This is a genomic window from Anaerotignum sp. (assembly GCF_017483025.1).
In the GTDB taxonomy this organism is placed as follows: domain Bacteria; phylum Bacillota; class Clostridia; order Lachnospirales; family Anaerotignaceae; genus Anaerotignum_A.
Window position 1 is genome coordinate 21582 of the sequence record NZ_JAFUMA010000091.1, and the last position, 6445, is coordinate 28026.

The window sequence follows — 6445 nt, forward strand, 5'->3', positions numbered from 1 at the left end:
AATGAGTAACATCATGGGTTACTTTCGCAAATCCAAAAACACATTGGAAAAAGGCGGTATCACACCAAAATCGAATATAGAAGAAAAAGTGCGCTGCCCCGAATGTAAGTCTTACGAGACCAAAAGGGCCATCGCTAAAAATAAAGTGACCTGCCCCCATTGCGGACATCATTTCCGCATTGGCGCAAGAACAAGAATTAAAGCACTCTGCGATAAGGACAGTTTTCAGGAACTTTTCACAAACATCGAAACCATAGACCCTCTGGAATTTCCCGGCTATCAGGATAAAATGGACCGAGGCAGAGCGGCCAGCGGGGAAGAGGAAGGCGTTCTCTGCGGCACAGCAGCCATTCGCCATCAGCCCTGTGCGGTTTTCGTCATGGAGCCCGGCTTTATGATGGGCAGCATGGGTTCTGTAGTTGGTGAAAAGATTGCCAGACTGTTCGAATATGCCGCAGAAAAGGAATTGCCTGTAGTAGGCTTTACTGCCAGTGGCGGCGCCCGCATGCAGGAAGGCATCCTTTCCCTGATGCAGATGGCAAAGACCAGCGGCGCAGTGGATTACCACAGCAAAAGAGGCGGCCTTTACATCACCGTTCTGACAGACCCCACAACGGGCGGCGTGACAGCCAGCTTCGCTATGCTGGGGGACATCATCCTTTCCGAGCCTAACGCTACTATCGGCTTTGCAGGACGTAGAGTTATCGAACAGACAACGAAAAAGAAACTGCCCGATGATTTTCAGAAGGCGGAATTCCTGCTGGAGCATGGCTTTGTAGATGCCATCGTTCCCAGAACGCAGCTGAGAGCAACGCTGGAAAAACTTTTGAGACAGCATAACAGAAAGGGGTGGCAGGCATGATGGATGCATATCAGAAATTACAGACTGCCCGTGCCCAGAACCGCCCCACGGCTCGTTCCTATATTGAAAAGATGTTCACAGAAAGAACAGAACTGCACGGCGACAGAAAATATGCAGATGATGCGGCGATCATCGGCGGCATCGGCATGCTGGGAGAAATTCCTGCAACCTTTATCGGCATCGAAAGAGGCAGAGACCTGGAAGAACGCATCAAATGCAACTTCGGCTGCCCTATGCCGGAAGGTTATCGCAAAGCCCTCAGACTGATGAAGCAGGCGGAAAAATTCCATAGACCTATCATTTGTTTTGTGGATACTTCTGGCGCTTTCTGCGGCGATGAAGCAGAAGAAAGAGGACAGGGACAGGCTATTGCCGATAACCTGATGCAGATGATGGCGCTGGAAACGCCCGTGATCACTATTGTCATTGGGGAAGGCGGCAGCGGCGGCGCATTGGGCCTTTCTGTAGCCAATAAGCTGTATATGCTGGAAAATGCAGTATTTTCTGTTATCTCTCCTGAGGGCTGTGCAAGCATTCTGTGGGAGGATGCCAAGCTGGCGCCTGATGCGGCAGAGGCTTTACGCATCACTGCAGAGGATATGGTGGAATTTGGCGTGGCAGAAGAAATCATCAAAGAAGATTTCAAACACTTCAGCCATATGTGCGAAGAAATGAAAGAAAAACTCATCCTGGATCTGAAGGGATGGTCTAAAAAAACAGGAAAAGAACTTTCCGAAGAAAGATATCAGCGGTTCCGTAAACTGGGCCGTTGGGCGGAATAAAAAAGGACCCGACAAATGTCGGGTCTTTTTTATGTAATTAGCAGCCGAAACCACACAGCTGACACAGCATTTCCAGAATGGAAGCGAAATCAAAGTTACACATAATTGTTAACCTCCTATTAAGAATTTGTATCGCGATTACGTAATAATATTAACACTTTTGTAATAATTAAGCAAATGCAATTTCTTCCAGTGGGAACAAAAAGCGGATTTTGTCGTCAGCATGGTCTGTATTTCGGGAAAACAAAAAAGAGCCCGAAAAGGCTCTTATTGATCATAAATTTGTTTTTTTCGTACATTCCGGGCAAAGGCCGGTGAATTCCAGGGAATGACCTGTGATGCGGAAGCCTGTTTTGTTTTCCAGGGATTCTTCCAATTCACTTAACGGGCAGGTATCGATAGGGATGACTTTGCCGCAAAGATCGCACACCAGGCGGTGGTAATGGTCTTTTTTTGCCAGGGCATAATAGGCCTTGCCATCCTGGCGGACAGAACGGACGAGGATGCCCTTATCGGTCAGTGTATTGAGCGTTCTGTAAACGGTGGAGACATTCATGGGCAGGATGTTGTTTGCCTGTTCATGGAGCTCCTCCGCAGTCATGGGGCGGGCCTGTTTCTGCAGCAGGAACAGCAGCATCTGGCGTTTCTTTGTGGATTTCAGTTCGGCTTTTTTCAGAATGTTCTGTTCCATTTTTCTTTCCTCCGTTTCATCTCGTATCATCATAGTATACCCAGGGGTGGTTTGTCAATGAAGGAAAAAAGCCCTTATTGCAAAATACTTCGTCGTTTGGTAGGATGGAAGAAAGCCACAGAAAATATGCGGAAAACTTTGCTTCGCTGCCATTTCCCCACAAAAAATGTTGCAGTTTTACGGCAAATGGGATAAAGGGAAATATTTCTCGGGAAATTTCGGGAAATACAGAAGGAGTTGGAAAGAATGACAAAAAAAGAGAAAGTAAATATCATTTTGGAGCTTTTGTACGAGCATTATGGCCCCACGAAATGCTATCTGAACCATGAAAATGAATGGCAGCTTCTGATCGCTACGATGCTTTCTGCCCAGTGCACCGACGACAGGGTGAATATCGTGACGAAGGATCTGTTCCAGAAATATACATCTATCAAGGATTTTGCAGAAGCGAATCTGGCGGAGCTGGAGCAGGATATCCATTCCACAGGTTTTTACCATAATAAGGCGAAAAACATCATCGCCTGCTGCCAGAAGCTCTTGAGCGAATATGGCGGGGAAGTGCCTTCTGATATTGACCAGCTGACAGGCCTGGCGGGGGTCGGCAGAAAGACGGCTAATGTTGTCCGCGGCAACTGGTATGGCATCCCCAGTGTGGTGGTGGATACCCATGTGAAGCGTGTTTCCAATCTGCTTGGGCTGACAAAGAACGAAGACCCTGTGAAGATCGAATTTGACTTGATGAAGATTGTTCCCAAGGAAAAATGGATTGACATCAATACCCAGATGATCGCTCATGGCAGAAAAATCTGCATCGCCCGTAGGCCGAAATGCCAGGAATGTTTCTTGCTGCCCTATTGCACAGGGGGAAAGGCTTTGGAAAAGGAGAAGCAGAAAAAAGCGAAAACAAAAGCCTGAGAGAGCAGAAGGATATTTTTGGATAAAACTATGGTGAATTTGAAATAATAATAGGAAACCTTTGGATGTTAGGAGGGAAAACGATGAAGTTTAGAAAAATTTTTGTAGCTGCAGCGGCGGCTGTTATGACCTTTTCTGCGGCAGGCTGCGGAGGCGGCGGCTCCGTGATGGAAACAGCGGCGGTGGAAGAATTGTTGACTTTGTCTCAGGAGACTATGGCGACAGTGGAAAGCATGGCCGCGGAAATAACGATGGAAATGGATATGGCTATGGGCGAAGAGGCTATCGAAACCACAACGGTAGCCAATATCCTGACAAAGCAGGACCCGATGCAGATGCAGATGGATATGTATGTGGTGATGGAAGATGGTTCTGAAGCCCAGCAGATGATGATGTATGCAGAAGAAGCAGAGGGCAAACTCAGGACATATATGTATTCTGCGGATACCTGGTATGCACAGACTATGGAAATAGGGGATCTGGGGCAGTATGATGCGGAAGCCAGCATGGAACTGTATCTGAATAATATTGAATCTTTCACTGCTACAGCAGAAGAAGATATCAACGGCACAAAAACTACAAGGATCGAAGGTATCATTGCCAGGGATGCTATGGAAGAAGCCATTCAGAACAGTGGTGTGGCGGATTCTGCAGCCAGCCTGGGCGTGACAGAAGAACAGATGCAGGAAATGTATGCGGATATGGGCGATCTGCCTATCGTTCTTTGGATCGACGCAGAGGGCTATGTACTGAAATACGAAATGGATATGACAGAAATGATGCAGAAGATCATGGATACAGCTATGGGTGCAGTGGGTGAAACGGAAACAGAGCCTTCCGTTTCCATCACAAAGACCAGCATTTCTATGATCTGCAGTGATTTTAATAATGTGGAAGAGATCGTTATCCCTGCGGAGGCGAAAAGTGCATCATTTCTGACGACGGAGGAATAAGCAGAACGCCCCGCCTTTGCGGGGCTTTTTGGAAAGCAGGTGAAGCCGATGCTGGATAATCGTATCCTGACATTTTTGAAATTATGTGAAAAAATGAATTATACCAAAACGGCGGAAGCCTTACATATCACACAGCCCGCTGTGACTCAGCATATCCGCTATCTGGAAGAACATTATGGCTGCAAGCTGTTTTCCTATGCAGGAAAGGTGTTGCAGCTGACGGAAAAGGGGGAGTTATTACGCCGCTTGGCATCGGAAATGGTGGCCAATGAGATCGGCATTCAGAAAGAAATGGCACGAACGGAGGAAGAAGAAATCCACCTGCGCATCGGCGCAACAAAGACCATCGGTGAATTCGTTTTTCCTTCCATTATGAGCCGATTCCTGCTGGAAAATCCTCAGTTCCGTCTGCATTTGTATGTAGATAATACGAAAAATCTGCTGCAAAAGCTGGAAAAGGGCGATCTGGACTTCACCATTCTGGAAGGGTTTTTCGATAAGGAAAAATACGCTTATCAGCTGTATAAGAAGGAACGATTCGTTGGCACCTGCTGCAGGGAATGTGCCCTTGCAGGGAAAAAATTAAAACTGGGGGATATCCGCAGCGAAGGTCTGGTGCTGCGGGAAGAAGGCTCCGGCACGAGAGAGATTCTGGAGGAAATTTTGAAGGAGAATAACTTCACCATCGGCAGCTTCCCTTCTGTGCAGGAGATCAGCAACTTCATCGCTATCAAGGAGCTGGTGAAAGCGAACCTTGGCATAACCTTTTCCTATTATCCTATGGTAAAAAAAGAGCTGGAGGAAGGCTCTCTGGTACAGCTGGATATTGAGGATTTTGAGATTTACCGTGAGTTCAACTACGTTTATATGAAAAACAGTTTGTTTGAAGAAAAATATAAAAAACTCATTGATTTTGCAAAAGAGATCAGTGAATAAAACTTGCCCGCATTTAATGAGAATGCGGGTATTTTTTGTCTGTTTCTTGTTGTGATGTTTTTATTTTCGTGCTATCTTTATACTAGAGGATAATGAGAATTTTTTACATATAAGGAGGAGTCAATATGGAATACGTAACACTTGGTAAAACAGGTTTGAAGATTTCCCGTCTGGGCTTCGGCGGCATCCCTATTCAGAGAGTAGATGCAGCTGTGACAAAAGAACTGGTGAAAGCCATGGCGGAAAAAGGCATCAATTATATCGATACAGCAAGAGGATATACTGTATCCGAAAGCTATCTGGGCGAAGCGCTGGAAGGTCTGCGTGATAAATTCGTGCTGGCGACAAAGAGTATGTCCCGCACAAAGGAAGCCATGGCGAAGGATATCGAAATCAGCCTTGGTAACCTGCGCACAGATTATATTGACCTGTATCAGGTACATAACCCTACGGTGGATCAGCTGGATCAGGTGGTAGCGGAAGGCGGTGCTCTGGAAGCCCTGATGGAAGCAAAAGCAGCGGGCAAAGTAGGTCATCTGGGCGTAACTGCTCACTCTTTGGAAGTGTTTGAAAAAGCGCTGGGCATGGATTGGGTAGAAACCATCATGTTCCCTTACAATATCGTAGAAAATCAGGGCGAAGCCCTGATGAAGAGATGTACAGAACAGAACGTAGGTTTCATTACAATGAAACCTCTGGCTGGTGGTGCCATCGAAGATGCAACACTGGCGATCCGCTATATCTGTGCAAACCCTGATGTATCCGTTGTGATCCCCGGTATGTTCGATCTGAAGGAAATCGACCAGAACCTGGCTGCAGCAGAGGATAAATCCCCCCTGACAGAAGCAGAACTGGCAAAAATGCAGGAAATCAGAAATCAGCTGGGCAATAATTTCTGCCGCAGATGTAACTACTGCGCCCCTTGTACCGTTGGCATCGGTATCCCCAACGTATTCCTGTTCCAGGGCTATCTGGACAGATATGGCCTGGGCGACTGGGCAAGAGACAGATATGGTGCAATGCCCGTGAAGGCAAGCGCTTGTATCGGCTGCAGTGCCTGCGAAAAGAGATGCCCTTATAACCTGCCCATCAGAGAAATGCTGAAGGATGCGGCAGCGAAATTCGGTGAATGATTAAAAAATGATTGCGACAAGGAAAGGGGTGTCGTGATATGAAGAAATTTCTTGCTCTTTTTATGACTTTCTGCATGGGGATGGGTACCGCTGCTTTTGCGGCAACGCCTTCCATTACGAAAATCAATGCAGGGGAATATCGTAGCTATGCAGTCCTTTCTGATGGTAGCCTC

At 46.8% G+C, this 6445-nt stretch carries 7 protein-coding genes; 6 read left to right on the forward strand and 1 reads right to left on the reverse strand.

From position 1 onward, the window contains the following. The first annotated feature begins 1 nt into the window (after position 1). Positions 2-862, forward strand: coding sequence for an acetyl-CoA carboxylase, carboxyltransferase subunit beta (gene accD / locus IJ369_RS08060; RefSeq protein ID WP_290717945.1), 861 nt, complete (start codon positions 2-4; stop codon positions 860-862). Further along, entirely contained in the window at positions 859-1644 is a 786-nt protein-coding gene (locus IJ369_RS08065; RefSeq protein WP_330612978.1) for an acetyl-CoA carboxylase carboxyltransferase subunit alpha, read from the forward strand. The genes accD and IJ369_RS08065 overlap by 4 nt, the downstream gene beginning before the upstream one ends. A 274-nt stretch (positions 1645-1918) precedes the next feature. Here IJ369_RS08065 and IJ369_RS08070 read toward each other — a convergent pair whose 3' ends face one another. Continuing rightward, positions 1919-2335 (reverse strand): Fur family transcriptional regulator, encoded by a 417-nt coding sequence (locus IJ369_RS08070; protein WP_290717947.1) that lies wholly within the window; start codon positions 2333-2335, stop codon positions 1919-1921. A 246-nt stretch (positions 2336-2581) separates the two neighbouring features. Here IJ369_RS08070 and nth point away from each other — a divergent pair, with 246 nt between their 5' ends. The 4 genes from nth to IJ369_RS08090 all read left to right on the forward strand — a co-directional run bounded on the left by nth (position 2582) and on the right by IJ369_RS08090 (position 6272). After that, the gene (gene nth / locus IJ369_RS08075; RefSeq protein WP_290717949.1) at positions 2582-3250 is read left to right on the forward strand and encodes an endonuclease III; all 669 of its coding nucleotides are present in this window, start codon (positions 2582-2584) and stop codon (positions 3248-3250) included. Positions 3251-3333: 83 nt separating this feature from the next. After that, positions 3334-4203: a DUF6612 family protein gene (locus IJ369_RS08080; protein ID WP_290717951.1), complete on the forward strand. Its 870-nt coding sequence runs from the start codon at positions 3334-3336 to the stop codon at positions 4201-4203. A 48-nt stretch (positions 4204-4251) separates the two neighbouring features. Further along, the gene (locus IJ369_RS08085) at positions 4252-5139 is read left to right on the forward strand and encodes a LysR family transcriptional regulator (RefSeq protein WP_290717953.1); all 888 of its coding nucleotides are present in this window, start codon (positions 4252-4254) and stop codon (positions 5137-5139) included. A 125-nt stretch (positions 5140-5264) separates the two neighbouring features. Then, a complete protein-coding gene (locus tag IJ369_RS08090; RefSeq protein WP_290717955.1) occupies positions 5265-6272 on the forward strand; it encodes an aldo/keto reductase in 1008 nt (335 codons plus the stop codon). Positions 6273-6445 lie beyond the last annotated feature (173 nt).

Bases quoted from the DNA above. Each gene is read 5' to 3' on its own strand.
- accD (WP_290717945.1), top strand. From the start codon at position 2: ATGAGTAACATCATGGGTTACTTTCGCAAATCCAAAAACACATTGGAA.
- IJ369_RS08065 (WP_330612978.1), top strand. From the start codon at position 859: ATGATGGATGCATATCAGAAATTACAGACTGCCCGTGCCCAGAACCGC.
- IJ369_RS08070 (WP_290717947.1), bottom strand. From the start codon at position 2,335: ATGGAACAGAACATTCTGAAAAAAGCCGAACTGAAATCCACAAAGAAA.
- nth (WP_290717949.1), top strand. From the start codon at position 2,582: ATGACAAAAAAAGAGAAAGTAAATATCATTTTGGAGCTTTTGTACGAG.
- IJ369_RS08080 (WP_290717951.1), top strand. From the start codon at position 3,334: ATGAAGTTTAGAAAAATTTTTGTAGCTGCAGCGGCGGCTGTTATGACC.
- IJ369_RS08085 (WP_290717953.1), top strand. From the start codon at position 4,252: ATGCTGGATAATCGTATCCTGACATTTTTGAAATTATGTGAAAAAATG.
- IJ369_RS08090 (WP_290717955.1), top strand. From the start codon at position 5,265: ATGGAATACGTAACACTTGGTAAAACAGGTTTGAAGATTTCCCGTCTG.